Raw genomic sequence first — 24449 nt, 5'->3', positions numbered from 1 at the left:
GATCGGCCTGTCGACGCAATCCGATCGATGCAATCCGATCCTTATCCTTCCATCAAACCGACCGGACACCATGGCCGACATCCGACAGATTTCCGGCATTGCCGAGGTCATCGACCGTTATGACGGGTTCATCCTGGACCTGTGGGGCGTCCTGCATGACGGCGAACAGCCCTATCCCGGCGTGCCCGACTGCCTGGACCGCATGCGCGCCGCCGGCAAGACGCTGTGCCTGCTGTCCAACGCGCCGCGCCGCACCACCGGCGTGATCGAGAGGCTGGACGGCATGGGGCTGGGGCGCGAACGCTACCACCATGTCATGACCTCCGGCGAGGCGACCTACGAGGCGCTGCGCGATCGCAAGGATCCCTGGCACGCCGCACTCGGCCGGCGCCTCTACCACATCGGACCGGAGCGCGACACCGACGTCTATGCCGGCCTCGGCTATCAGGTTGCCGCTACGCCGTCGGAGGCCGATTTCGTCGTCAACACCGGCATCGTCACCTTCGGCGAGACGGTGGCGGACTATCAGCCGCAGCTGGACGCCTGTCTGGCCGCCGGGCTGCCGATGATCTGCGCCAACCCCGATCTGGTGGTGATGGTCGGGCCGATGCTGGTGATCTGCGCCGGCACGCTGGCTGCGCGCTACGAGGCGATGGGCGGCGACGTGCGCCAGCACGGCAAACCCCATGCCCCCGTCTACGAGCGCTGCTTCGAGCTGCTGGGCATCGCCGACAAGAGCCGCATCCTGGCGGTGGGGGACAGCTTGCGCACCGACGTCGCCGGCGCGAACGCTGCCGGGATCGATGTGGCGCTGGTCACCGCCGGCATTCATCAGGAGGAGCTGGGGGGTGCGGCCTGGGGGGCTGCGGTCGATCCGGTCAACCTGCGCGCCCTGGCCGACGCGTCGGGCCACATGCCGACCTATGCGGTGCCGAGCCTGCGCTGGTAAAATCCGGTGGACGGGAGTGAGCCCCTGCTCCCCTCGGGCCCGCTTCCGTCAGTCCAGCGGGACGGCGTCGTCCATCGCCTTGCGCAGCAGGGGCGACTGGCCATCTTCGGAAAAACCGCGTTGGCCGATGGCGGTGCGGTAATAGCTGACGATGAAGACGCGGATGGAGGCGGTCAGGTTCGCCTCCCCACGCCGCTGGTCGATCTGTGTGCAGATTTCGTTGAGGGTCAGCCGTTCACGCTCGCAGATTTCCTTCAGCGAGTCCCAGATATACGGCTCCATTCTCAGGCTGGTCCGGCGGCCGCTCACCTTGACGTTGCGGCAGAGCAGCCCCGGTCCGTCCTTACCTCCGCCCGTGCCCCCCATCGGAAACCCCGTTCCCCAGCCGTTGCGCGTCCCGCTCTTTCGATGCGGGGCCAATACATCCATTTGTGTGACCATATTGCAAGTAGCGTGTGGCGTCCAAGTCCAATTCGACCCATGGGTGCGGATCGACGTGACAATCCGGCGCAGGCGGGTATTGTGCCCAACCACAGATCGGCAGGTTGCCGGGAAAAGCCGCTTCCCTTGGCCGGCACCTTCGCTATACCAGTGCCGGACGGTGCACAGGGGGAAGGATCGGCGATGAAGCGACCGGGGAACGGACGATTCGCGGCCCGCAACACGGCGGGTCTCCTGACCGCCCTCTTGGCCGCCCCGGTGGCTATCGGGATCACAGCCGGCGCACCGACGGCAGGCGCCCGGGCCGCGGAGGCCGCCGCTGTCGAGACGATCCCGGACCCGATCCTGCGCCCCCGGATCGAAGCGCAGCTGCCGGCCCCCTGGCGCATCGAGGCGCTGACCGTCGAACCGCTGCCGGCCCCGCCGTCGCCGGAACCGCAGATGGCGGCGCGGGTGACCGCCAGGCTGGTGCTGGGCGGACCGACCTATCTCGTGGACAGCCGCGAAGGGCCGGTGACCTTCCTACGCCCGGCGGCGGAGGCCGGGCTGGTCAAGAGTTGGGTGGCGACCGCGCTCGCCACCCGTGGAACCGCCGGCTGGACGGTGGCACTGACGCCGCAGACCCCCGCCCTGCTCGACGGGCTGGGCAAGCCGGCCGCCGAACTGCCCGGCCGCACGGTCGTGCTGGGCACGCCGGAAGCCAAGAGCCTGCGCGAGCAATTGGACCGCGACGCCGCGCAGCGGCTGGCCGAAGACACCGAGCGCCGCCGGCGCGAGGAGGAGCGGCTGGCCCAGCAGACCGCCGCCGCCAAGGCCGAAGCGGCCCGCGCCGAGACGGAGCGCCGGGCGGTCGAGGCGCGCATCGCCCAGGTCGCCGACCTGCGCGGCAAGCTGGCCGGCACCGACCGGGCGGCGCGGCTGGCCGCCTTCGAGGCGGCATTGGGCGGCAACGACCCGGCACTGCGCCAGACGGCGATGGAGGCGGCGCTGCAAAGCCGTGACCCGGTGGTCGCCAATCTGGCGCTGAAGGACTGGATCGCCCGCCACCGTGCCGTCCCGGTCCAGCTCTATGCGACCAAGGAGGATCCCAGCTCCGAGGTGGTGGTGCAGAATCTGGGGCCGATGACGCTGGAGATCGACGGCTTCAGCCCGGTCAACGGTGCGCTGGCCGGCAAGCTGGGGGCGCCCGGCTACAGCATCGCGCGGCCGTCCAGCATCGTCGGCACGCTGGCGCAGACCGAACTGGCGGTGAACTCCTTCGGTTGTGCGCTGACCCTGCGGCTGGCCGAGCACCGGACGCTGGACGGGCTGCTGCGCTGCCAGACGCTGCCGACGCTGATCGCCCGCATCACGCTCGATTGAGGAGGGGGGGATGGCTGGAGCGCGGCTGATCGCCGGCCTGCGGATCGCGGCACCGGCGCTGGTGCTGGGCGGGCTGTTCGGCGACCCGGCCGGCGTGCTGGCGGAAACCACGACCGAACGGCTGACCCCGCTCGCCCCCCCCATCGTCGCCCTTCCCCGCCTGACGCCGACACGGTCTCCGTCGCCGCCGCTGACCCCCGGCGTGGTCTGGGAGCATCCGCCGGAGGCGATCGCCCCGCTGTCGGCGCCCGGCCTGCAACCCGCTCCGGCCCGGCCCGCCGCCGACCCGACATCGGCACCGCCTGCGGCGACGAAGCCGCCGGCCCCCGGGACGGCGGAGGCACCGTCAGCCGTCAAGGCTCCGCCGCTGCCGCCGCTGAAGCCGCAGAGCGGGGCAGCGATCCAGCCCGCACCCCAGGCGGTTGCAACGGAGCCGCCCCCCAGGGAGCCGGCCGCCAAGCAACCCCCGACCATTCCCGCACAGCGGACGATGACCGCCACCGCCGGCATCTATCTGCGGGCGACGCCGGACGCCGGGGGCCGGGTCCTGGACACCGTGGAGAAGGGCGAGCAGGTGACGGCCTTCGGTGCGCCGGCCAATGGCTGGCAGCGGGTCGGCCGCGCCGGCAAGCCGCAGGGCTACGTCACCGGCGCCTATCTGGCGGAGGCCGCGCCGAACCGCGCCGTCACCGCCGAACCCGCAACGCCCCCCAAGCCCGGCCGCTACGCCAAGGCCGACCGGGAGGACCGCGGCTGCGCCCTGCCCGGCGACCTGCCCGGCGACCTGCCCGGACGGGTGCAGCGCCCGCAGTTGCCGGGCGGGACCGTCGCCCGGCTGCGCGCCGCCGGCAATCTGCGGGTCGCCCCGGTCTGCGACGCCAAGGTGCTGGATGTGCTGGAGGCCGGCGAGCGCGTCACCGTGCTGGAGGCCGTCGGCGGCTGGTACAAGGTCGGGCAGAAGGGCAAGACGCTTGGCTATGTCGGCGCCGCGCTGCTCACGCCCGCCGCGCGCTGAACCGCTCCCCTGCGGAACGGGCCCCCCTGTGAAGCCTGGACGCGGAAGCCGGTGCGCGGAGGCTGGTACGAGGCTACCCGGAAGGACGCGCCCCGGCTCCCCGTGAAGGGGCTTGTTCGGCCCTGAAAAAGGATTCTACAACAAGGGGGAGGCCGAACTTTCGCGGACGAACGGAGCCCCCGACGTGCCCGCCCCGTCCGACGGTTCGACCACCCCCGCCGGCCATGCGGCGCCGGTCCGGCCGGGCGGGGACGCGAAGCACGACCGGAACGAGGATTCACACGATGTCGACCCAACACAAACAAGCCATGGACGCGGTCCTTCAGGCCGCCGCGCACGACATCGTCGCCACCCTTCAGGAGCGGGACGTCGCCGACCGCCACAGCGAGGAAGGAGACCTCGTCGTCCTCGACGTCGCCATCCTGCACGCCTACCGCATCTTCATGCGCATCTGCGAGGAGAACGGCCTGGACGTCGATGCCGGCTATTTCGCCGACCTCGCCGCCGACCTGGCCGAGGAAGTGGCCCAGGACCAGGATTACGAGGACTGATTTCAAAGGAACGAGGCCGAGACCCGGATGCCCCCGCCCGTCCCGGCACCGCCATGGGACGGGCGGGGGCACTTCCTTTTGTGAAGGCGTTTCCAAGTGCCCCATACCATCCCTGACGCGGCCCCGGAAATGGCTCCGGATCTGGCGATCGTCGGCGCCGGCCCCGCCGGGTTGATGGCGGCGGAGATCGCTGCGGCCGCCGGCCTGCGGGTCGCCGTGTTCGACCACACGCCCACCCCGGCGCGCAAGCTGCTGCTGGCCGGGCGCGGCGGACTCAACCTGACCCACTCGGAGCCGCTCGACCGTTTCCTGCCGCGCTATGGCGCCGCCGAGCCGCTGTTCCGCCGCCTGCTGGCCGGCTTCTCGCCCGACGACCTGCGCGGCTGGGCCGCCGGGCTGGGCATCGAGACCTTCGTCGGCAGCAGCGGCCGCGTCTTCCCGGTGCAGATGAAGGCCTCCACCCTGGTCCGCGCGTGGCTGCGGCGGTTGGACGGGCTGGGCGTCACCCTGCACAGCCGCCATCGCTGGACCGGCTGGGACGAGACCGGCGCCCTGACCTTCCAAGGAACCTTCCATACCGGGGAGAAGAGCGTCACGGTCACCCCACGCGCCACCCTGCTGGCGCTGGGCGGGGCGAGCTGGCCGCGCACGGGGTCCGACGGCGGCTGGGTCCCGCTGCTGGAAGGACTGGGGGTGGAGGTCGCACCGCTGGTGCCGTCCAACATGGGCTTCGAGGTGCCCTGGTCCGATCACCTGCGCGACCGCTTCGCCGGCCAGCCGGTGAAGAGCGTCGGACTGTGCGCTGCCGGCCGACGGCTGAAGGGCGAGTTCGTCATCACCGAGACCGGTATCGAAGGCGGTGCGGTCTACGCGCTGAGCGCGCCGCTCCGCGATGCCATCGCGGCGGAGGGCTGGACGACCCTGACGCTGGATCTGCTGCCGGACATGGCGGAGGCCGAACTGGTCAAGCGCCTGCGCCGCCGCGGTGCCGAGTCGCTGTCCACTTTCCTGAAGAAGTCGCTGTCCCTGACCGGCCCGCGCGCCGCCCTGCTGCGCGAGTTCGCCCCGGCCGCCGACCTGACCGATCCGGTCGCGCTGGCCCGCCGAATCAAGGGGCTGCCGATGGTGCTGACCGGCGTCCGGCCCATCGGGCGGGCGATCTCCTCGGCCGGCGGCGTCCGCCTGCCGGAACTGGACGAGCGACTGATGCTGAGCCGCCGCCCCGGCCTGTTCCTGGCCGGCGAAATGCTGGACTGGGAGGCGCCGACCGGCGGCTATCTGTTGCAGGGCTGCTTCGCCATGGGCGCGGCGGCCGGCAAGGGGATGGTGGAGTGGCTGAAGCGGCAGTGAAAGACCGCAATCCTGGAGGGGTCGGACCGCCGGCCTCTTTCCACCGGCCTTGAGCGTGCCATGGCGACTGGTCTCCTATCCAGCCAGACGTTTGCACCACATCCCCACGACAATGGGAATTCCCATCCGATCCGGATCAATCGGACAGACTCTCCTGCTGCGCTTCGCGCGCCTTTCGGGCCATTTCGTTGAGCGTCGTCACCGCCTCGTCAAAGCGACGTTCCGCCTCGGCCTGACGCTGGAAGGCGACGCGCTGCACCAGGATCTCGCACGGGGTCGGCGACTGCTGGAACAACGCCATCACTTCGTCGATGAAGTCGACCAGCGGCAGATAGCCCGGACGGGTGGCTTGCCCAGGGGTGAGGTCTGTCTGAACCGCCGGCGGAACCAGCTCGATGACCTCAATCCTGCCTTTGAGCGCTTCGCGCAAGGCAACCGTGTAGCTGTGCATGGCCGCCTTGGTCGCCGAGTAGGTCGGGGCCGAAGTCAGCGGCACAAATGCCAGGCCGGAGGTGACGTTGATCAAGGCTGCATCGGGCTGGCCGACCAGATGTTCGACGAGGGCATCGGTCAGGCGAATGGGGCCGAGCAGGTTGGTGGCGATCGTCGCCTCCGCATCCGCGAGGTCGCGGTGCCGATCCAGCGCCTCGAAGCGCATGATTCCGGCATTGTTGATCAGCACGTTGAGAGCCGGATGCTCCGTCGTCACCCGTCGTGCGAAGTCGGCCACACCCGCAGCGCTGTCGGCATCGAAGGTCATGGCGTACATGTTCGGACGACCGGAAATCGCCTCTTGCAGCACGTCCTTTCGACGGCCAGCCACAATTACGGTATTGCCGAGATCATGAAAACGGTGAGCCAGAGCTTTACCAATACCTGAGCCGCCACCGGTGATCAGGATGGTGTTACCTTCGGTCTTCATGAGAGTGGCTTTCTCTGTTGTCCGCTTTGAAGATATCTTCCATACTCTCCAGATAAAAGTAGGCACCGAAAAGATTTATACGCACCAAAAGGAGAGTGTAGGATGCGCAAGGCTTTGCCCGACCCGCAGATCGAGGCACGGCGCAGGCAGCCGGTTCCCGAGACGGTCGATCCGGCCATCGAAGCCCTGGTTCACGACATCATCGGCAAGGTGGCCGACAAATGGACCATGCTGATCCTCGAAGCCCTGCATGAGCATGGAACCTTGCGCTTTACGCAACTCGGCAAGGTCGTGGGCCGGATCAGCCAGAAGATGCTGACCCAGACCGTGCGCCAGATGGAGAAGGACGGCCTGGTGCGGCGGACGGTGCACCCGGTCATCCCGCCCCATGTGGATTACACGCTCACGCCGCTCGGCGAGAGTTTGGGAGCGGCGTTCTGCGGTGTGTGGATCTGGGCGGAGACGCACCACGCCGAGATCGAGCAGGCACGGGCCTCCTTCGCCGAGCGCGAGGCGGCGACATCCAGCATCACGGCGGGCGATTGATTTTCCGACGTTCCGACCAGTTAAGCAAAAGACGAATTGCCGGGAAAATCGCTTGAGCGTGCGCCGGATTTCGAATCCAACGATATTTTCCACGAGAAACAAGATGCTGAATTCATGGAACAATCCGGATGAAAATCCCGATCATATCGATCTTATAAATCTCCCTAAGATAAATTATTCGCAATACACATTGTAAATCTTCGATCAAACCTCCATTTAGACTACATCGAAGGCCACCCCAGGCTCGCTCGTGCTCTGACCTCGTTTGTGTTCTGACAAGGCTCTCTCATCCGAGGCTCTTCCTGGCGTGACTCGATCCGGACGGTATCGCCATCGCCTGCGGCGACACCGGTCACCGCCGAAGAATACCCACGGAGAACAGCCATGAATGCCGGGACAAGCACTGCCTCCCTCATTCCCAACCGTCAAGACGACTGGATCGTCCGGACGAACGGGGACGCCTCTCCGCCCTGCTCCGGTCCCTGCGCCGGTCGAACCGGTACGGTTCCGGCACAGACGGACATCCTGCTCTCACTGTCCTGATCGGAGGGGCCCGCCATGACATCGCTGTTCCAGTCCATAACGGGGCAACGCCCCCTTGGCGCCGACGTGTTGCGCGAACAGCTGCGCTGGACGAATGCCGAGCGCCGCTGGCATCCGGCCCCGCACGCCGCGCCGGCCGACCGGCCTCCCCACGACTTTCCGCCGCCGGGCAACACCAGCCTGCCGCAGGGCGCCCTGTTGACCCGTCTCACCGTGGCCGGCGCAGCCGCCACCAGAGCGTGATCGGTTCGGACGCACCCGTCCAAGCCGGGGATCGCGTGAAAAATCCAGAGACCGGACTCCATCGGATGCTTCAACTGGCCTCCGATGGACTTCGAAGAGGAGTGGCATCATGAGCCTTGCAGCCCATTACATCGTGTCGTGCCGAACGGACGGCTGGTTCGTCGGGCTGGAGGGAGAACTCTACGGCCCCTTCCCCAACGGCAAGACCGGGGCGCTGATCGCCGCGGTGCAGACCGCCAACCATGCCGGAAAGGACGGTCATGACGCACGCGTGCTGCTCCGCTCGGCGGACGGCGGCGTCACCACCGTCTGGGTCTTCGGCACCGACAGCTATCCGTCGCCCTGGGTGGAGGATTTGCACCGCATCGCGCAGCAACCCCGCCGCCAACGCACCCGCGCCTCCGCCGTTCCCGACCTTGCCGCTGCCCCTGTCCCGCAGCCCTCCCTGGCGCTGTGAAGACCCTGGCGCCGGACACCGGGCGGGGTCCTCACCCCGGCCCGGCTTGACCGAAGGGACAGGCGTGGATTACGCGCCCACCTCGTCCGTCCAGACCCGGAACTCCGTCAGCGTGTTGGGGCCGAAGGTGTGGGTGAGCGGCACGTCGGCCGCATCGCGCCCCTGCGCGATCAGGATGCGTCCGATCCGGGGCGCATTGTTGCGCGGATCGAAGACATGCCAGCGGCCGCCCAGATAGACCTCCATCCATGCCGCGAAATCCATCGGCCCATAGGGGGGCGGCAGCCCGATGTCGCTGATGTATCCGGTGCAGTAGCGCGCCGGAATGTTCATCGCGCGGCAGAAGGCGATGGCGAGATGGGCGAAATCACGGCAGACCCCGCGTTTCTCGGCATAGGTCTGGGCGGCGGTCCGCGTCGGGCGCGAATGTTCATAGCCGAATGTCACGTGGCCATGGACGAAGTCGCAGATCGCCTGCACCCGGGCCCAGCCCGGCGCGGTGCCCGCAAACAGCCGCCACGCCTCGTCCGACAGGACGTCGGTCTCGCAATAGCGGCTTCCCAGCAGGAACAGCAGCGTGTCGGCCGGCAATTCGTCGACGCGGTGCTGGACGGCGCCGGGATCGACCGGGTCGAACGCCCCGCTGTCCCGGATGACGCTGTCGGCGCTGATGGTCACGGCACCGGCGGGCGCGACCAGCCGGCTGCACCAGTTGCCGAAGCTGTCGCGATAGCCCTGGATCGGCGCCGGAACGCTGGTGACGATATGGTCCGGCCGCTCCAGGTCGCCGACGCGGGAGTAATGCACGTTCAGCATCACGATCATGGGGGTCGGGGCGGGAAAGCTGAAATTCAGCTGGTAGCCCAGGCGTATGCGCATGAATGCCCTCCGATGAAAAAGCGTGCTGGCGCTGGCGGATACAGGGGTCGTCCCCGAGGCTGAAGAAGATCGAGGGAAAAGGATACATATTTTATGGTATCGGCCGGCCAGCCCAGCGGGAACGACAAATAAAAAAGGGCGGCCACACCGGCTCCGCCCATTCTTCTCGTGACCTGCCTGAAAAAAGAGCAAAATCCCCGCACCGGCGGCACTGCGTACCGCCGGCCGGCATCAGAAGATCACGCCGTGATCCTTGCCGAAGGTCTTCAGCTTGTCGCGCAGGCTGTGGTCGGCACCGGTGTAGAGCCCGCTCATATATTGCCGCAGTGCGGCGACGTCGAGCGAGCGCAGCATGGTCTTCACCGGACCGACGGACGGCGGCGACATCGACAGGGTGCGGAAGCCGACGCCGATCAGCGCCATGGCGTCCAGCGGCCGGCCGGCCATCTCACCGCAGATGCTGAGCGACACCCTGTGGCGGGTGCATTCGTCGACCAGACGGCGCAGCACGCACAGCATCGACGGCGACAGCGGATCGTAGCGGGTCGAGGTGCGCGGGTTGCCGCGGTCGGCGGCGAACAGATACTGGGTCAGGTCGTTGGAGCCGACCGACAGGAAATCCAGCTTGGGCAGCAGGGCCGGAAGTTGCCACAACAGCGACGGCACCTCCAGCATGGTGCCGACGCGCAGGTTGCTGGGCGGCTCAACCCCCTGGGCGGCCAGGCGCTTCAGCTCCAGTTCCAGCAGGCGGCGGGCGCCGTCGAACTCGGCGACCTCGGCGATCATCGGGAACATCACCGACAGCGGCCGGCCGGCGGCGGCCAGCAGCAAGGCCCGCAGCTGCTGCCGCAGCAGCGACGGGTGGTCCAGCCCGATGCGCACGGCACGCCAGCCCAGCGCCGGGTTCTCCTCCTCGCCGCCGGTCATGTAGGGCAGCATCTTGTCGCCGCCGACATCCAGCGTGCGGAAGACGATCGGCTTGTGGCCGACCTCGTCCATGATGCGGGAATAGAGGGTCGTCTGTGCCGTCACGTCGGGATATGAGGCCCGTACCATGAAGGGGATTTCGGTGCGGTAGAGCCCAACCCCCTCCGCCCCGCTGGCGGTCAGGTGCGGCAGGTCGATCAGCAGGCCGCAGTTCAGCTGGATGGAGATCGGCACGCCGTCGCGCGTCACCGAGGGCAGGTTGCGGATCTCCGCATACATCTGCTCCTTGCGGTGCTGCAACGCCACCGCCTCGCCGAAGGCCATCTGGATGTCTTCGGCCGGGCGGATGAAGACCTGCCCATGGTCGCCGTCGACGATCAGCTGGTCCAGCGGCTCGATCCGGTTCAGCGCGTCGGCCGCCTGCACCACCGGGATGTTGAGCGCGCGGGCGACGATGCAGACATGGCTGGCAGGCGACCCCTCCTCCAGCAGCAGGCCGCGCAGGCGGGTGCGGTCGTAATCCAGCAGTTCCGCCGGTCCCATCGAGCGGGCGACCAGGATCATATCGTCCGGCAGGGTGGCGCCGTCGGTGCTGCTGGTCTTTCCGGCCAGATGTTGCAGCAACCTGTTGGTCAGATCCTCGAAATCCATCAACCGCTCCCGGATATAGGGATCGGTCAGATGGCTCATGCGGGCGCGGGTATCGTTCTGCACCTGCTGCACCGCCGCTTCCGCCGTCAGGCCGACGCGGATCGCCTCGCGGATGCGCGACAGCCAGCCACGGTCCTCGGCGAACATCCGGTAGGTCTCCAGGATGTCGCGCGGCTCGCTGAGGCCCGCCAGCGATGCCGCTTCCAGTAGGTCGTCGATGGCGCTGTGCATGGTCTGGAGTGCGGTGTTGAAGCGCTCCAGCTCGGCATCGGCATCCTCCGCCACCATCTGGCGGACGGTCAGCTGCGGCCGGTGGATGACGGCGAGGCCCATGGCCAGCCCGGCGCTCATCGCCGTGCCCGACAGGCGGGCCGGCAGCAGCACGGGGTCGCCGGTGGTGGTGACCTCCACCGGGTTGACCAGCTCGCTCTGGGCCACCAGCTCGGCGACGACCATGGCGATGGTCTGGAGGGTTTCCACCTCCTCCTCGACATAGCGGCGGCGGTCCTTGTGCTGGATCACCAGCACGCCGCGCACCTTGCTGCCGCGCAGGATCGGCACGCCGGCCAGCGACTGGAACGGGTCCTCGCCGGTTTCCGGACGGTAGGCGAAGCTGGGGTGGGACGGCGCATTGTCCAGCGCCACCGGGCGGGCGTGGCCGGCGATGTAGCCGACGATGCCCTCGCCCACGCGCAGGCGGGTGTTGTGGACGGCGGTCTTGTTCAGGCCCTCGGTGGAGAACAGCTCCAGCACCTCGCCGGCGCGCATGACGTAGCAGGAGCAGACGTCCGCTTTCATCTCCGCCGCGATCAGCGTGACGATCTTGTCCAGCCGGTCCTGCCCCGACCCCGACCCGGCCATGATGTCGCGCAGCCGGGCAAGCAGCCGGCGCGACGAGGTGCCGTCGAAGCGGGGATGCATCCCCCCGCCCATACCGCCGTCACCAGCTGCCGTGTCGAGGGTGTCGGTCATCGCTACAGCGCTCCCACCGTCGGCTCCGCCATCAGGCTTAACGATGCCTCATCCATCGCCCGCCGTGCCAGCGCCGATTCGGCCTGGGCGATCAGTTCGGCCAGGATCTCGGCCACCGGCTGTTCGCGGGTGACCAGCCCGACGCTCTGCCCGGCCATCAGCGAACCGCTCTCCACATCGCCCTCGATCACCGCGCGGCGGAGCGCGCCGGCCCAGAAATGCTCGATCTCCAGCATGCCTTCGTCGCGGCTCATGGCACCGGCATCGACCTTGGCGATCACCTCGCGCTGGAACTCCATGAAGCGCTTGGATCCCTCGTTCGCCAGCGCGCGCACCGGGATCACCGGGAAACGCGGGTCGATCTGCACCGACGGCTGGGCATCGCGGGCGGACGCCCGAATGAAGGCCTGCTTGAAATTGGGATGGGCCACGCATTCGGTGGCACAGACGAAGCGGGTGCCGACCTGCACGCCGGCCGCCCCCAGCTCCAGATAGGAGAGGATCGCCTCCCCCCGGCCGATGCCGCCGGCGACGAACACCGGCACCTCGCGCAGGTCGGGCAGGATCTCCTGGGCCAGCACGGTGGTGGAGACCGGGCCGATATGGCCGCCGGCTTCCGTGCCCTCGATCACCAGCGCATCGGCGCCCAGCTTCACCAGCCGGCGGCCGGCCCCCAGCGTGGGGGCGAACGCCATCGCCCTGGCGCCGCCATCCTTGATGCGGCGCAGGGTGGCGCCGGACGGCAGACCGCCGGCTATGACCACATGGCCGACGCGCTGCTCGCGGCAGACGTCGATCAACTGGTCCAGCGCCGGGTGCATGTTGATGACGTTGACGCCGAACGGCTTGCCGGTCAGCGCCCGGGTACCGGCGATCTCCACCGCCAGCTGGTCCGGAGCCATCGAGCCGCAGGCCAGCACGCCGAAGCCTCCGGCGTTGGAGATGGCGGAGACCAGATGCCGTTCCGACACCCAGCTCATGGCGCCGCCCATCACGGCGGTGCGGGTGCCGAGGAAATCCCGGCCCCGCTGCCAGAGTCGGTCGAGCCGGGCCGATGCTTCCGCCGCGTGCGATGTGGCGTCGGTCATGGCCGGCCCTCTCCTGCTGTTGCGGTCCCCGGCACCCGGGCTCCCACCTGCGATCAGGCGGCGTCCAGGCCGTAGGCGGTGTGCAGGGCGCGCAGCGCCAGCTCCGCATACTCTTCGGCGATCAGGACCGAGATCTTGATCTCCGAGGTCGAGATGACCTGGATGTTGATGCCCTTGTCGGCCAGCGCCTTGAACATGCGCTGGGCGACGCCGGCATGGCTGCGCATGCCGACGCCGATGACCGACACCTTCACCACGTTGGCATCGGAAATGATGCGCTTGTAGTTCAGGGTGGACTGCGCGTCCTCCAGCACCTTCACGGCGCGGGCGATGTCCGCCTTGCCGACGGTGAAGGTCATGTCGGTCGACTTGCCGTCTTCCGACACGTTCTGGACGATCATGTCGACGTTGACGGCGTTGTCGGTCAGCGGACCGAAGATGGCGGCGGCGACGCCCGGCTGGTCGGCGACGCCCACCAGGGTGATCTTCGCCTCGTCGCGGCTGTAGGCGATGCCGCTCACAACTTCCTTTTCCACGATCTCGTCCTCGTCAACAACCAGGGTTCCGGGAAGCGAACTGCCCGCAGCGGCTTCGAAGCTCGACAGCACCTGCACGCGCACGCGGTGGTTCATCGCCATCTCGACCGAGCGGGTCTGAAGCACCTTGGCCCCCTGCGAGGCCATCTCCAGCATTTCCTCGTAGGTGATCTTGTCGAGCTTGCGCGCCTTGGTGACGATGCGCGGGTCGGTGGTGTAGACGCCGTCGACATCGGTGTAGATGTCGCAGCGGTCGGCCTTCACCGCCGCCGCCAGCGCCACCGCCGAGGTGTCCGAGCCGCCGCGGCCCAGCGTGGTGATGCGGCCCTGCTCCGACACGCCCTGGAAGCCCGCGACCACGGCGACTTCGCCGGTCTGCAGGGATTTTTCCATCTCGGTGGTGTCGATGGAGACGATGCGCGCCTTGCCGTGCGTGTCGTCGGTGCGGATCGGAATCTGCCAGCCGGCCCAGGAGCGGGCGGGAATGCCGAGCGACTGCAGGGCGACGGCCAGGAGACCGGAGGTCACCTGTTCGCCCGATGCGACGACCGCGTCATATTCGCGCGCGTCGTGCAGCTTGTCGATGTCGTTGCAGTATTTGACGAGCTGGTTGGTCACGCCGGACATCGCCGACACGACGACGGCGACCTGATGCCCCGCCTTCACCTCTTGCTCGACCTTCCGGGCCACGTTCTTGATGCGGTCGATGTCGCCGACCGACGTGCCTCCGAACTTCAGGACGATCCGCGCCATACCTCACACCATGTCTGGCCGCCCGGTCACGCCATCTGGATCATGCCATCTGGATCATGCGGGTCGGCTGAGCGCACCCCCGCTCCACCGTTGCCGGCGCGGGGCGGCGTATCCATACTCCGTCGCTGGAAGCGAGGCAAGTTGCCCGCACCCGTCCCGCCTCACAGTTTACGGATTTTCACCATGACCGCCTCATCCTCCGCCTTCCCGCACGCGTCCGCAACCGCTCCCATCGGCGGAGTGGGCGGCGGAACCGTGGACCCGGAGGATGTCGCCCGCTTCTCCGCCATCGCCGCCGAATGGTGGGATCCGACCGGCAAGTTCAAGCCGCTGCACCGGCTGAACCCGCTGCGCCTGACCTACATCCGTGACGCGGTGTGCAATCGGCTGGGCCGCGACCCACTGGCGCCGAACCCGCTGGCGGGGCTGCGCGTGGTGGACATCGGCTGCGGCGGCGGCCTGCTGGCCGAACCGATCGCGCGGATGGGCGCCGAGGTGGTCGGGGTGGATGCGTCGGAGAACAACATCAAGACCGCCGCCACCCACGCCGCCGAGACCGGCACGCCCGTCGACTACCGCGCCACCACCGCCGAGGCCCTGGCCGCCAGCGGCGAGAAATTCGACGTGGTGCTGGCGATGGAGGTGATCGAGCATGTCGCCGACGTGAATCTGTTCGTCAAGTCGCTGTCGGATCTGCTGGCGCCGAGCGGTGTGCTGTTCCTGGCGACGCTGAACCGCACGCCGAAGTCCTTCGCGCTCGCCATCGTCGGAGCGGAGTACATCCTGCGCTGGCTGCCGCGCGGCACCCACAACTGGCGCCAGTTCCTGCGCCCGTCCGAACTGAACGCCGCCGTACGCCCGTATGGGCTGAGCGTACGCGACCTGACCGGCATCACGTACAACCCGCTGAGCGACGAATTCCGACTGAACGCACGGGATCTGGACGTGAACTACATGGGTTGGGCGGAGCGGGGGTGAGGGGGCTTTATAAGGTTAGCGGACGCCTTTCAAGCCCTCTCCCCCCTGGGGAGAGGGTTGGGTGAGGGGGCAGCGGCGACCGTCGGTCGCCGCCAGGGGATTGCCAAGGGGCAGCATGCCCCTTGGCGGCGCGCGACCCGCGCGCCGGCTCCCTCACCCTCCCCACGCCTGCGGCGCGGGTCCCCTCCCTCTCCCCAGAGGAGAGAGGGCCATCCCCGGTGCCGAACCTTGACCGCCGCCACCCGCTGGGGTCATATTTTCCTTCAAAATTTACTCTTATCTGAGCATTTTGGTTCGGAAGACGCTCGCCTCTGGCAATTTTGCGGGCACTGAAGGATTTCCAATGACTGCCACAGTGCGCGTCACCTCTGAGGATGAGCTACACGATTGGTTAAGCGACAAACCCGAATCGTGGGCGCAGGTAATCGCCAGCCGCGTAGCACTGCGTGTACTGCCGCTCATCGGATCAGTCACTGAGGCAAAATTCAGCGGAAAAATGGCTCCAGAACGCCGTGTCATTTCCGTTGCACGCGCAAACTTTATGTCTTTCGTAGCATGTGCTCAGCGAAGCCATAAATCAATTAACGCTGCCGCTGGCTTCATCGATAGCGCTGATGCAAGCGACGCATACGCTGCCTTCATCGCCGCTTACACTGCCTACGCGGCCTACGCTTCCGGCGACTTCGCCGCCGCCGACCTCGCCGCCAATACCGCTGCCGTCGCCGCCAGGATCAATCCAGACGTTATTTGGCGTTCCGTATCCGATGATGCGACTTGGCTGAAAACGACCGATGAGTCTCCTCCTCCGGAGCGTGGCGCTCTGTTGCTCCGGCAACCGCTTTGGCAGGGCAGCGTCCCGGATTGGCTTCGCGCCGCCTGGAGCCAATTCGCCAACAGTTCCTTGGCCATCGAGCATGGCTTCCAACCTTGGATCCGGTGGTATGAGGCGCTGGCCTCGCTGGATGATGGTCGGTCGCTGCGGCCGGTGTTCAGCGACGCCTTGGCCCTGCGCATCGCCATCCAGCCCGACGAATGGTGGGACCGCCCGGCAAAAGAGGTCAACGCCGACATCGCCAACTGGCTACGCGAGGAAACCGCGTCCGGCGACCGCCCCGACCCGCAGCAGGACATCGCCGAGGCACTGGACACCCTCCCCCCACAACAACCCGCGCCCTATCTGTTCGACTGGCGCGACGGGCGCATGGAGGTTCTTCCGCCCGACGCCCTGCCTGAGGATGGCGGGATTGCCCAGGATTATCTCGACGAGACGCGCGAGAAGGCCGACGACCTGCTCGAAGCCCTGGCCCGCAGCAACACCGATCCCACCATCGCCCGCAAGGTCGGCAGACTGAGGGAGGTTCTGACCGAACGCGCCGCCGATCTGCGCCCGGCACTGGTGGACTCACGCAGCATTTCCGTCGAACGCCTCGCCAAGGCACTGGACAACCCGCAGGACGCGGCGGAAATGCCGGCCCGCATCCTGGCGGATTTGGGCGACCTTGCCGACACCGCGCGCCGCCTGTGCAACTGCCTGCCCGCCCTGTGGCAGCGGGATGCCGAACGGTTGGCGAACAGCCTGACACCGGACAGCGCATCCGCCCTGCTCCATCACCTCGACGCGCTGCGCGACGGGATCAAGGACGCGGACATCATCGGGCCGGATGTGCAGGCGGCCTTCGACACCCTGTCGGAAGACAGCGCCGAACCGGACGCCGACGATGTGCGGCGGCGGCGCATCGCGATGTTCGGCCTTACGGCACGCAATCTGCTGACCGCGCTGCTTCGTGCTGGCAAGGACAAGCTTGTTGAGTACGTACGGAATGCCGGCAAAGAGTTTTACCCTGAATTTGTCAAAGCACCGGCGAAGCTGACGGTTGGCATAGGGGTGAACGTCGCAGCCGCATGCTTGGTTATCGCGCTTCTTGGAACAACCAGCGGCATCACCAAGTTCTTCCCCGAGATCGAAAGAGTCGTCCGGATCCTCGAAGCCCTGAAGGCCGGAGAAGGCAAGCCCCCCGCGCCACCGGCAAGCACCGAACCGCCGCTCAATCCTCGTACACCGCGTCCAACGGCAGAGAAAGATCCAACGCGGCCAGCATAACTGGCCCCTCGCGCACGACATCGACCGTCCAGCCGCTGCCATCTCGGCGGTAGACCTCCACCAGACGCTCACTCTGCGAGACCAGCACGATCTCGTGCAGGGATGGGATTTTCTGGTAGTTGGTCCGCTTCTCGCGGCGGTCGATGGCCTCGGTGCTGTCGGACAGCACCTCGACGACCAGGACCGGGTCCTTGACCACATAGGGGTCGTCGTCGCCACCGGCGCAGGTCGCCACGAGGTCGGGATAGTAGAAGGCGTTCGCCACTTCGACACGGACCTTCACGTCATTCGCATAAGCTTGGCCTCCCTGGGCGCGGGCGGCCTGCCGCAGGGCAACGAACAGGTTGCCGACGATGGTCGCGTGACGGCGGCTCGCCCCGACCATGGCGAAGATCTCGCCATCGAGATATTCGTGGCGCACCTCGGCCGTCCGTTCGGCGGCAAGATAGTCCTGCGGCGTGATCCAAGGCTTGCGCGAGACGCCTGCCATGGCCTTGCCCCCGTCGGTCATGTCGGCTCGGCCCAGTGTAGCAGCCCCCCCGGCCCCTCACCAATCGGTGCAGCAGCCGCCAAAGAAAAAGGGCCGCGCACAGCCCGTGCGGCGGCCCTTCGGCATTCTGCCCCTAACGGCGGGGAGCCCGTCAGTTGGACGGGCTCGGCTCGTGCTGGGTCAGGAGCGCGTACATCGCGTCGCCCGACTGGGCTCCGCGCAGCTTCTCGCACATGGACTGGTCCCGCAGAAGGCGCGAGACGCGGGCAAGGGCCTTCAGATGGTCGGCTCCCGCCTGTTCCGGGGCGAGAAGGAGGAAGATCAGGTCGACCGGCTGCTCATCGATCGCATCGAAATCGATGGGCCGCTCCACGCGGGCGAAGACGCCATGGACGCGGTCCAGGCTGGACAGCTTGCCGTGCGGGATGGCGATGCCATGGCCCACGCCGGTCGTGCCCAGCCTTTCGCGCTCCAGAAGCACGTCGAAGATCGCCCGCTCGTGCTGACCGGTCAGCTCGGACGCTTTGCGCGCCATCTCCTGCAGGGCCTGCTTCTTGTTGCCGGCCTTCAGGTTCGGGAGGATGGCGTGCGGAGAAATGAGGTCGAGCATGACGCTTCTTGACCAGAGGGACGGGTCGGCGCCGTCAGGCGCCGGCCTTCTCCGCCGGGTCGACCCAGCCGATGTTCCCGTCGGCACGGCGGTAGACCATGTTCAGGCGGCCATGCGCACCGTTGTGGAACATCAACGCCGGAGCCTGCGCCAGCTCCAGGCGCATCACCGCCTCGCTGACCGACAGGGTGGCGATGCTCGTCTCCATCTCGGCGACGACCATCGGCTGATGGGCGCCGTCGGTGGCCGTCTCGACCTCGTCGTGATGCTCGTCGGCCTCGGCCTCCAGCACGCGATAGCTCGCCGGGAGGGCGGCGCCGTTCTCGGCGGCGTGGTGGTCGCGCAGCCGGCGCTTGTAGCGGCGCAGGCGCTTGGCCAGCTTCTCGCAGGCGATGTCGAAGGCCGGGTAGGGTTCGGTGGCGTCGCCGGCACTCTGCAGGACGATCCCGCGGCCCACATGGACCTGGATGTCGGCCTTGTAGAGGTGCGCGTCCTTGGTCAGGACGACGTTCGCCTCGATCGGCTTGTCGAAGTACTTGCCGACCACGGCGTTCAGGCTATCGGCCACATGGGTGCGCAGAGCATCACCCACATCGAGCTGCTTGCCTTTGACGGAGAGTTGCATGGTGGAACGTTTCCAATATTGGTCCGCTGGGGACGGTGTAGACACGACGTTCGAAGATGCCGGGTTCGTGGATGCTGATCCGCCGCTTGCGGGCCGGGACGATAGGCAAGGGTCACCGGACTGTCAATCGAGCCCTCCCCCATCCACCCCGCTTACATGCGTGACATCTTGGCACGGCGTCGCTGCACCGATGACGGTATTTTCATCGCTTCACGATACTTCGCGACCGTCCTTCGCGCAATGTCGATCCCTTCCGCCCGGAGAATCTCCACCAGTTTGTCGTCGGACAGCACGTCGTCCGGCTTCTCCGCATCGATCATGGTCTTGATGCGGTGCCGAACCGCTTCCGCGGAATGGGATGCCTGGCCGTCGGCACCCTGGATGGCGGAGGTGAAGAAGTATTTCAGCTCGAAGACGCCGCGCGGGGTCGCCATGAACTTGTTGGTGGTGACGCGGCTGACGGTGCTCTCATGCATGCCGATCGCCTCCGCGATGTCGCGCAGGATCAGCGGTCGCAGGTGCGAGACGCCATGGATAAAGAACGCATCCTGCTGGCGGATGATCTCGCTCGCCACCTTCAAAATGGTGGTGGCGCGCTGGTGCAGCGACTTCACCAGCCAGTTCGCCGATTGGAACCGTTCGGAGATGTATTCCTTGTCGGCCTTGTTGCGGGCGGTGTCGGAAATGCGGGCGAAATAGCGGTGGTTGACCAGCACGCGCGGCAGCGTGTCCGGGTTCAGGTCGATCAGCCAGCCGCCGCCGGGGTTGGCACGCATCAGGATGTCGGGGGTGACCAGCTGGGCCGGGGTATGGTCGAAGGCCAGCGCCGGCTTCGGGTTCAGCTTGCGGATGTCGGCGACCATGTCGGCGACGTCCTCGGCATCGACGCCGCAGACCTTCATGATGGCCGGCAGGTTGCGCGCGGCCAGAAGCTCCAGATTGTCGAGCAGCGCCGCCATCGCCGGATCGAGCCGGTTCTTCTCGCGCAGCTGGATGGCGAGGCATTCCTTCAGCGAACGGGCGAAGATGCCCGGCGGGTCGAAGCGCTGGCAGGCGGCCAGCACCCGTTCCACCCGCTCCACGCCACAGCCAAGCTGCTCGGCCAGCGCCTGGGCGTCGAAGCCGACCAGCCAGCCGGCCTCGTCCAGCATGTCGATCAGGGCCAGCCCGATCAGTTGGTCGCCCAGGTCGGGAAGGTCGATCTTCAGCTGTTCGGTCAGGTGGTCGCGGAGGTTCTTTTCACTGGTCAGCGTCGCTTCGAGGTTGCTGTCGTCATCCTCGAAACCGCTGCGGCCGCCGCGCTCGCCGTAGGAGCCGTAGACCTCGCTGCCGCCGTCCGAGCCGTCGGAAAAGCGGTCGTCGCTGTAGACATTCTCGAAATCGGTGTCGAGCGGCGCCTCCGACGAGGTGGCCAGCGTGTCCGATGAGGTCATCTCCACCGTGTCGCGGGTGCGCCCGTCGCTCATCGGCAGGGCCGGCCCGTCGTCGCGGCCGTTCAGGCCGTCGATGCTGAGGCCGTTCGCCTCCATGCCGCCGGGGCCGTCTAGCCCGCCCGGCGCCTCGCTGCCGGCACCGTCGCCCACGACGGGGTCGCTGCCACCGTCGGCCGGGCCGCCGTCACGCTCCAGCAGCGGGTTCTGCTCGATCTCGCGATCGACGAAGTCCGACAGTTCGATGTTCGACAGCTGCAGCAGCTTGATGGCCTGCTGCAACTGCGGCGTCATCACCAGGGTCTGGGCTTGTCGAAGGTCGAGACGTTGAGCAAGCGCCATGGCTGTGGAACCGGGACCAGTGGGAACGGAGGGCTACAGACTGAACCGGTCGCCGAGATAGACCCGACGCACGCCCTCGTGCGCCACGATCTCGTCCGGCCGTCCCTCCATTAGTACCACACCATCGTGCAAAATGTATGCCCGATCGACGAGGTCGAGCGTTTCACGCACATTGTGGTCGGTGATCAGCACGCCGATGCCACGGTCGCGCAGGTGGCCGACCAGCTCGCGGATGTCGTTCACCGCGATGGGGTCGATGCCGGCCAGCGGCTCGTCCAGCAGGATGAAGTGCGGCTGGCCGGCGAGCGCGCGGGCGATCTCCACGCGCCGCCGTTCGCCGCCGGACAGCGCCAGGGCGGGGGAGCGGCGCAGATGCGTGACAGAGAATTCGGCCAGCAGCTCGTCCAGCATCGCCTCGCGCGCGTCGCGGTCGCTCTCGACCACCTCCAGCACGGAGCGGATGTTGTTCTCCACCGTCATGCCACGGAAGATCGAGGCCTCCTGCGGCAGATAGCCGATGCCGAGCCGGGCGCGGCGGTACATCGGCAGCGCGGTGATGTCCTGGCCGTCCAGCGTGATCGTGCCGGAATCGGCGGCGATCAGGCCGGTGATCATGTAGAAGCAGGTGGTCTTGCCGGCGCCGTTGGGGCCGAGCAGCCCGACCGCCTCGCCGCGCTGGACGCTGATGGAGACGTCGCGCACCACCGGCCGCTTCTTGAACGACTTGCCGAGATGCTGGGCCACCAGCCCCTCGGTCGGGACGGATGCGGCGGCGATGCTGCCGGCGGGAGCGGCGCCGGGGCCGTTGGCGGTCAGCACGGTCACGGCTTCTTGCCTGCGGCGCCGCCGGGGCCGTTCTTTTCGCCGGGGATCAGCAGGCCGCTGACCCGGCCACCGGCGTCGCGGCCGGCGATGACGCGGTTGATCTTGGTGTTCATGTTCATCTCGGCGGCTTCGCCGTTCAGCTGGTTGTCGCCGCGGGTGATCCGGACATTGCCGATCAGCACCGCGACATTGTCGGCGACCGAATAGACCAGCTTGTCGGACAGCGCCACGTCGGTGGGCGTGGTCACGATGATGTTGCCGGACCCGTCGATCCGCTCCATCTGGGTGGTGCCGTCCGGCATCTTCTTCAGCCGGCCGATCAGCACGTCGGCGCGCAGCCGGTCGTTGCCGCGCACCGCGACCGCGTCGCCACGCGCCACGGTCAGGTCCTGCGCCTCGTAATATTCCAGGCTGTCGCGGGCGGTGACCACGTCCTTGGTGGTGACCAGCTTCAGGTCCTTGCCGGTGACGACGGCCACCTGCTTGTCGACGTTATAGACGCCATGGTCGCCGAACACCTGCTGGGTCGGGCTGACGACGCGGACATTGCCGTCGGCGACCAGCTGGAACACCTCGTTCCCCTTGCCGGGAACCTCGCGGTAATAGGCGGTCAGCACGTCGGCGAAGACGGTCGAGTCGTTGCGCTTGGCCGACGCATTGCCGCGCGCCACATAGGCGCGGACGTCCTGGTGCCATTCGATCGCCTGATCGGCGTTGATCTCCACCGGCTGCTTGCCGCCCATGCCGGGCAGGCCCTGGGCGAAGGCCGGCCCCGGAATCAGGGATGCGAAAGAGAAAAACCCGCCGGCCAGGATGGCCGACAGGGTCAGGGCAATACGAAATGGGGCGGTATGGAATGGCGACCGTTTGGACGTCACGGCTTCTTGCTCCCGGGGCGTTCGGCGGCCTGGACCTCGGCCTTCGACTGGTTGAGGAAGACGACATTCTTGCCGCGGTCCGTCATGCGGAAGCCCTTGGCGTTGATCTCGCCCTGCGGGCCCTGGCCGGTCACCGCCTGCTCGCCCCAGGCGTTGCCCTTGCGGATGTCGGCCTCGGCCTCGCTGGTGGTGAACTCGTTGCCGTCGTCGCGCAGGACATGGACGTTGCCGCGCATCAGCAGGATGCCGGTGGCCTGGTTGTACCAGCCCTTGTCGGACCGCATGGTCACCCAGGTGCCGGTGGTCTCCGTCATCTCCGCCTGCGGGTCGTCCAGCAGGACGATGTCGGGCTGATCGGCCGACTTGTCGGCCTTGGCCGCCACCAGCGAGAAGGGCTGGTTGTGCTCGTCCAGGCTGAAATAGCGCGGCTTCAGCATCTCGCTCTGCCCGGCGTCTGCCGTGACGCGGGCGCTCTGCGGGCTGTTCAGCGACGGCCAGGCGGCCAGCAGGGCCACCATCGCCAGCGCCGCCGCCGGCAGCACGAACTTCATTGCGGAAACGAAACGGCTGTAGACCCGGCTGACCGGACGGGTGTCCCGCCGCCGGTGCGCCCGCAGCGCCGCCGGCGGTTCCGGGGCGGCGGACGCGCGGCGGGTACCACCGGCGGATGCCTCCCCGGCGGTCAAAACGGGTGCGGTGCGGCCGGCTGCCGTGCGGTCGGGGCTACGCAGGTCGTCCAGGCTCAACTCTTCGTCCCTCCGGCTCGGCGCTTGGCTTCCATCATGGACAGGACAATCGTCAGGCCGCACCGGCGCGCAGGACATCGTGGATGTGCACGATGCCGAGCGGCCGGTCGGCCTCGATCACGAACAGGGTGGTGATCTTCTTGTCGTTCATCTCGCGCAGCGCCTCGACGATCAGCGCCTTGGGGCGGATGGTCTTGGGCCGCGGCGACATGATGCTGTCCGCGCGTTCCGCCAGAAGCTCCGGCGTCAGATGACGGCGCAGGTCGCCGTCGGTGATGATCCCGACCAGCGCCCCGGCATCGTCGGTCACCCCGACGCAGCCCAGCCGCTTGGCCGTCATCTCGAAGATGACGTCGGACAGCGGCGAGTCAAGACGGCACAGGGGCAAATCCTCGCCCTTGTGCATGATGTCGGTGACCTTCAGCAAGGCGCGGCCCAACTGGCCGCCGGGGTGGAACTCGCGGAAATCGGCAGCGGAGAAGCCGCGCCGCTCCAGCAGAGCCACCGCCAGCGCATCGCCCAGCGCCAGCATCATGGTGGTGGAGGTGGTGGGCGCCAGCCCCAGCGGGCAGGCTTCCGGCTCCGGCGGGATGACCAGCGCCACGTCCGACTGCTCGGCCAGCGCGGAGGCGGCGCGCCGCGTCATGCCGATCAGCGGAATGCCGAAGCGGCGGGTGTAGGCGATGATGTCCGCCAGCTCGTGCGTCTCGCCGGAGTTGGACAGGGCCACCACCGCATCGATCTTGGCGATCATGCCGAGATCGCCGTGGCTCGCCTCGCCCGGATGGACGAAGAAGGCCGGCGTGCCGGTGGAGGCCATGGTGGCGGCGATCTTGCGGGCGACATGGCCCGACTTGCCCATGCCGGTGACGACCACGCGGCCTTCGATGCCCTGCAGGATGTCGAGCGCCCGCAGGAACTCGCCGTCGAGGCTGCCGGCCAGTGCCAACAGCGCATCGGCCTCGGTCCGCAGGACGCGGGTGGCGCAGGCGAGATCGCGGTTCTCCACCAAGCTCGACCCGGTCGAGATGGCGGCGCTGTCGGTCAGGTTGGACGTGATAACACTGGTCAAGGCTGTCATGCCTTCCATCCGCAAGGCCCGGCGACGGGCCGTTCACAAACGCGGCGCCTGCCCGGACGGCTCCCGGCAGGCGCGTCGTGCAGTATGCCCACCGGCGGACGCCGGGTCAAATCAACGACCGGTGGGCTCCCTCTCCCCCGCTTTCGCGCAAACGAAGT

The 24449-nt window shown here is 67.7% G+C and carries 24 protein-coding genes; 10 read left to right on the top strand and 14 right to left on the bottom strand.

Translation table 11 applies throughout. The features are described 5' to 3' along the window. The first annotated feature begins 70 nt into the window (after positions 1 to 70). Complete coding sequence (locus J2848_RS18530) at positions 71 to 949, top strand: TIGR01459 family HAD-type hydrolase (RefSeq protein WP_149234657.1); 879 nt, start codon at positions 71 to 73, stop codon at positions 947 to 949. Between the two features lie 48 nt (positions 950 to 997). Here the strand turns inward: J2848_RS18530 and J2848_RS18525 are convergent, their stop codons facing one another. Beyond that, entirely contained in the window at positions 998 to 1315 is a 318-nt protein-coding gene (locus J2848_RS18525; RefSeq protein WP_149234658.1) for a ribbon-helix-helix domain-containing protein, read from the bottom strand. 258 nt (positions 1316 to 1573) lie between these two features. Between J2848_RS18525 and J2848_RS18520 the strand changes: the two genes are divergently transcribed. The 4 genes from J2848_RS18520 to J2848_RS18505 all read left to right on the top strand — a co-directional run bounded on the left by J2848_RS18520 (position 1574) and on the right by J2848_RS18505 (position 5668). Continuing rightward, complete coding sequence (locus J2848_RS18520; RefSeq protein WP_149234659.1) at positions 1574 to 2752, top strand: hypothetical protein; 1179 nt, start codon at positions 1574 to 1576, stop codon at positions 2750 to 2752. 10 nt (positions 2753 to 2762) lie between these two features. After that, positions 2763 to 3767 (top strand): SH3 domain-containing protein, encoded by a 1005-nt coding sequence (locus tag J2848_RS18515; RefSeq protein WP_149234660.1) that lies wholly within the window; start codon positions 2763 to 2765, stop codon positions 3765 to 3767. A 284-nt stretch (positions 3768 to 4051) separates the two neighbouring features. After that, positions 4052 to 4318 carry a hypothetical protein gene (locus tag J2848_RS18510; protein WP_042443213.1) on the top strand — a complete coding sequence of 89 codons (267 nt, stop codon included), beginning with the start codon at positions 4052 to 4054 and terminating at the stop codon, positions 4316 to 4318. Positions 4319 to 4447: 129 nt separating this feature from the next. Beyond that, a complete protein-coding gene (locus J2848_RS18505; protein ID WP_149234677.1) occupies positions 4448 to 5668 on the top strand; it encodes a BaiN/RdsA family NAD(P)/FAD-dependent oxidoreductase in 1221 nt (406 codons plus the stop codon). Positions 5669 to 5804: 136 nt separating this feature from the next. Here the strand turns inward: J2848_RS18505 and J2848_RS18500 are convergent, their stop codons facing one another. After that, positions 5805 to 6590: an SDR family oxidoreductase gene (locus J2848_RS18500; RefSeq protein ID WP_149234661.1), complete on the bottom strand. Its 786-nt coding sequence runs from the start codon at positions 6588 to 6590 to the stop codon at positions 5805 to 5807. Between the two features lie 102 nt (positions 6591 to 6692). Between J2848_RS18500 and J2848_RS18495 the strand changes: the two genes are divergently transcribed. The 3 genes from J2848_RS18495 (at position 6693) to J2848_RS18485 (ending at position 8379) form a co-directional block, all read left to right on the top strand. Next, positions 6693 to 7136 carry a winged helix-turn-helix transcriptional regulator gene (locus J2848_RS18495; RefSeq protein ID WP_149234662.1) on the top strand — a complete coding sequence of 148 codons (444 nt, stop codon included), beginning with the start codon at positions 6693 to 6695 and terminating at the stop codon, positions 7134 to 7136. Positions 7137 to 7694: 558 nt separating this feature from the next. After that, on the top strand, positions 7695 to 7922 hold the full coding sequence (locus J2848_RS18490; RefSeq protein WP_149234663.1) for a hypothetical protein: 228 nt from the start codon (positions 7695 to 7697) through the stop codon (positions 7920 to 7922). 109 nt (positions 7923 to 8031) lie between these two features. Continuing rightward, complete coding sequence (locus J2848_RS18485) at positions 8032 to 8379, top strand: hypothetical protein (protein ID WP_149234664.1); 348 nt, start codon at positions 8032 to 8034, stop codon at positions 8377 to 8379. Between the two features lie 69 nt (positions 8380 to 8448). Here J2848_RS18485 and J2848_RS18480 read toward each other — a convergent pair whose 3' ends face one another. The 4 genes from J2848_RS18480 to J2848_RS18465 form a co-directional block, all read right to left on the bottom strand. Further along, a complete protein-coding gene (locus J2848_RS18480) occupies positions 8449 to 9258 on the bottom strand; it encodes a transglutaminase-like domain-containing protein (RefSeq protein ID WP_149234665.1) in 810 nt (269 codons plus the stop codon). Positions 9259 to 9489: 231 nt separating this feature from the next. Further along, a complete protein-coding gene (gene ptsP, locus J2848_RS18475; RefSeq protein WP_376992758.1) occupies positions 9490 to 11808 on the bottom strand; it encodes a phosphoenolpyruvate--protein phosphotransferase in 2319 nt (772 codons plus the stop codon). 2 nt (positions 11809 to 11810) lie between these two features. Beyond that, complete coding sequence (locus tag J2848_RS18470; RefSeq protein WP_149234666.1) at positions 11811 to 12896, bottom strand: NAD(P)H-dependent flavin oxidoreductase; 1086 nt, start codon at positions 12894 to 12896, stop codon at positions 11811 to 11813. 53 nt (positions 12897 to 12949) lie between these two features. After that, on the bottom strand, positions 12950 to 14185 hold the full coding sequence (locus J2848_RS18465) for an aspartate kinase (RefSeq protein WP_149234667.1): 1236 nt from the start codon (positions 14183 to 14185) through the stop codon (positions 12950 to 12952). A 231-nt stretch (positions 14186 to 14416) separates the two neighbouring features. On the opposite strand from J2848_RS18465, the gene ubiG reads away from it, so the two are divergent. Beyond that, positions 14417 to 15163: a bifunctional 2-polyprenyl-6-hydroxyphenol methylase/3-demethylubiquinol 3-O-methyltransferase UbiG gene (gene ubiG / locus J2848_RS18460; RefSeq protein WP_170307250.1), complete on the top strand. Its 747-nt coding sequence runs from the start codon at positions 14417 to 14419 to the stop codon at positions 15161 to 15163. Between the two features lie 343 nt (positions 15164 to 15506). Further along, positions 15507 to 17264, top strand: a complete 1758-nt coding sequence (locus tag J2848_RS18455) for a hypothetical protein (RefSeq protein WP_149235558.1) — start codon at positions 15507 to 15509, stop codon at positions 17262 to 17264. On the opposite strand, the gene J2848_RS18450 is transcribed toward J2848_RS18455, so the two are convergent. The 8 genes from J2848_RS18450 to J2848_RS18415 all read right to left on the bottom strand — a co-directional run bounded on the left by J2848_RS18450 (position 17209) and on the right by J2848_RS18415 (position 24300). Continuing rightward, entirely contained in the window at positions 17209 to 17775 is a 567-nt protein-coding gene (locus J2848_RS18450; RefSeq protein WP_246194519.1) for a Uma2 family endonuclease, read from the bottom strand. The two genes, J2848_RS18455 and J2848_RS18450, sit on opposite strands and share 56 nt — an antisense overlap. Positions 17776 to 17905: 130 nt before the next feature. Then, a complete protein-coding gene (gene ptsN / locus J2848_RS18445; RefSeq protein ID WP_109095955.1) occupies positions 17906 to 18364 on the bottom strand; it encodes a PTS IIA-like nitrogen regulatory protein PtsN in 459 nt (152 codons plus the stop codon). A gap of 34 nt (positions 18365 to 18398) precedes the next feature. Then, the gene (gene hpf, locus J2848_RS18440; RefSeq protein WP_149235559.1) at positions 18399 to 18989 is read right to left on the bottom strand and encodes a ribosome hibernation-promoting factor, HPF/YfiA family; all 591 of its coding nucleotides are present in this window, start codon (positions 18987 to 18989) and stop codon (positions 18399 to 18401) included. A gap of 152 nt (positions 18990 to 19141) precedes the next feature. Continuing rightward, positions 19142 to 20761, bottom strand: coding sequence for an RNA polymerase factor sigma-54 (gene rpoN / locus J2848_RS18435; RefSeq protein WP_149235560.1), 1620 nt, complete (start codon positions 20759 to 20761; stop codon positions 19142 to 19144). Between the two features lie 33 nt (positions 20762 to 20794). Beyond that, positions 20795 to 21586, bottom strand: coding sequence for an LPS export ABC transporter ATP-binding protein (lptB, locus tag J2848_RS18430; protein ID WP_098740802.1), 792 nt, complete (start codon positions 21584 to 21586; stop codon positions 20795 to 20797). Beyond that, entirely contained in the window at positions 21583 to 22464 is an 882-nt protein-coding gene (locus J2848_RS18425) for an LptA/OstA family protein (RefSeq protein ID WP_149235561.1), read from the bottom strand. Before J2848_RS18425 ends, lptB begins: the two co-directional genes overlap by 4 nt. After that, positions 22461 to 23210, bottom strand: coding sequence for an LPS export ABC transporter periplasmic protein LptC (gene lptC / locus J2848_RS18420; RefSeq protein ID WP_246194520.1), 750 nt, complete (start codon positions 23208 to 23210; stop codon positions 22461 to 22463). Before lptC ends, J2848_RS18425 begins: the two co-directional genes overlap by 4 nt. A gap of 52 nt (positions 23211 to 23262) precedes the next feature. Beyond that, positions 23263 to 24300 carry a KpsF/GutQ family sugar-phosphate isomerase gene (locus J2848_RS18415; RefSeq protein ID WP_246194522.1) on the bottom strand — a complete coding sequence of 346 codons (1038 nt, stop codon included), beginning with the start codon at positions 24298 to 24300 and terminating at the stop codon, positions 23263 to 23265. Between the last annotated feature and the right edge of the window lie 149 nt (positions 24301 to 24449).

The sequence above is a fragment of the Azospirillum lipoferum genome (assembly GCF_024170005.1).
Taxonomy (GTDB): Bacteria; Pseudomonadota; Alphaproteobacteria; order Azospirillales; family Azospirillaceae; genus Azospirillum; species Azospirillum lipoferum.
This window is presented reverse-complemented; position numbering and strand designations above follow the sequence as displayed.